This window comes from Chitinophaga sp., assembly GCF_036566945.1.
GTDB lineage: Bacteria > Bacteroidota > Bacteroidia > Chitinophagales > Chitinophagaceae > Chitinophaga.
Window position 1 is genome coordinate 1 of the sequence record NZ_DATCVJ010000711.1, and the last position, 2,291, is coordinate 2,291.

1 protein-coding gene and 1 pseudogene are annotated in these 2,291 nt (G+C 44.6%); both read right to left on the bottom strand.

Going from position 1 to position 2,291, the window contains the following annotated elements; genetic code table 11:
• Positions 1-453, bottom strand: a pseudogene (locus VIP81_RS21490) (RagB/SusD family nutrient uptake outer membrane protein); the annotation flags it as partial.
• A gap of 18 nt (positions 454-471) precedes the next feature.
• The coding region (locus VIP81_RS21495) for a SusC/RagA family TonB-linked outer membrane protein (protein WP_331966097.1) at positions 472-2,291 on the bottom strand (1,820 nt) is incomplete at its 5' end.

Here is a 2,291-nt window from a genome sequence, read left to right on the forward strand (position 1 = left end):
CGGATCATTGATCTCCATGGTTCTATTATACCAGGGTACATCTCCAAAACGTTTCACTTTTTCAAAATAAAACATGGCTCTGAAAAAGCGCGCCAGACCGGCATAATGATGCTTTGCTTCGTCCGGAATTTTCGCCTGGCCATAATGCTCCAGGAAATAGTTGATATTACGCAAGTCGCCCCAGCTCCAGCCGCTGGACTGTGTAGACGTAAAAGCACCGGGAATGAGGTACGTATTCACGTCTTTTCCTGACATCACATCGCTCATCACATCTCCCCTGATAATACTATTTCCATCAGGTAATATTTTATAGAAAGAAGTAGCATACAGTTGCAGGTCTGCCTCTGTATTAAACGCGTTATCAGGACTTAGTTTATCAAATGGTTTCAGGTTCAGATCCTTCTTACAGGACACCATCACCAGGATCAATAACAGGTAAATACTATTTTTCATCTTAATAAGCATTAATCATTAAAAAGTTACACTCAAGCCAACAGTATATGTTTTCAGCATCGGATACGACATTCCGTTGCCTGCGCCGATACCACCGGCGTTGTTATTCAGTTCCGGATCGGAGCCTTCAATGACTTCAGGGTCCAGCGTTTTCATGATTTTATACATCGGCGACCATGTCCACAGGTTTTGTCCGGTAAAGAAAAGGCGCGCATTTTTCATTTTTACTTTTGATAACCATGCCTGCGGCAGATTGTAACCAACTGTCAGATTCTTTAAACGGATGTAGGCCACATTCTGTACATATTTGGATTGTGCTACGGTTAACTCCGCATTGGAATTGAGCGCCGTATATCCCCTAAAACGAGGGAAGTAAGCATCGCGGTTGGTTTCAGACCAGCGCTTATCCATGATATCTTCCGGCATCCAGCTATAAGGACGGTTGTACTGGCCCCAGAAAAGAGAAGCATCTGTACCCGGCCACCAGTCTCGTTTTCCAATACCCTGGAAGAAAAAGCTGAGGAAGAAATTATTCCAGTTGGCGTTACCGGTGATGCCGAAGGCATAACGTGGTTCCGTATTACCAACAATCGCCTGATCGCCTGGTTTATCCAGCGTGCCTTCTCCCTTGTCTATCTTGCCATTGCCGTCCAGGTCTTTAAAGCGGATATCTCCCGGCATTAATACATTGGCGTTAGATACCTTGATGAAAGACTGGTCAACTTTGGAATTCTTAATTTCATCCTGACTCTGGAAATAGCCATCATTTACAAAGCCCCACATATCGCCTACGCGCATCCCTTCGTAATAAGTATTGATCAGGTTTTTGGGATTATTGAAGCGGGTAATGTAAGACTGGTAATCAGACAATACTACCCCAAAGGAATAGCTGAAAGGTTTGTTGGCAGCTTTAAACTGATCACTCCAGTTCACCGATAATTCCCAGCCTTTTGTTTTCAAATCGGCGTAGTTCCCTTTAGGTACGCTGGCTCCAAATACCGCAGGAACGGGCAATCCGGTGGTAAACATATTGGTCGTATTCCGGGTATATTTATCGAAACTTACTTTCAGGCGGCTCTTCAGAAAAGAAACGTCAATACCACCATTTAAGGTAGTGGCCTTTTCCCAGGTGAGTCCGTCCGGAATCACGTTGGGCTGTTGGGTATAGTCGGGCAACACACCATTGATAGACATCTGCAGCTTGCTCACCGACATCATTTGCAGGAACTGGTAGGGACTCACATTCCCATTCCCCAATGCACCATAGGAAGCCCTTAATTTTAAATCGCTGATGGCATTGGGTGATACGTTCCAGAACTTTTCTTTAGACACCCGCCATCCTGCGGAAGCCGAAGGAAAGAATCCAAACTGCTGCGACTCCGGGAACTTGGAAGAACCATCGTAACGGCCATTTACTTCCAGCAGGTAACGTTCATCGTAGTTATAGTTCAGGCGGAAAAAACTTCCGAGGGTACGCCATTCATAGCCGCCACCGGTAAGGGTATAGTTCAGACCATTCATCAGGGAAAAATCAGGCAGACTGTTATTGATCATGCCATCATGCTGATAGAACCTGGATTTGAATAACGTGTTTTCGTAGTTGTAGCCTACTAATATCTTAAAGGTATTCTTAGCAAAACGTTGTTCATAATCTGCATAAAAGTTCATACCTGTGTAGGTAGTCCGGTCGTTTTCTTCATTCATTTTGCTTTCGCCGCGCAACAATGTCTGTCCGGGCATTTTGCTATAAGGTACTGGTGTATACAAGCGTGTTTCCACACTGGAAGTATAGGCATAGGTAAAGTCGCCGTTTACATGCAGTTTATCATGTAAAAACG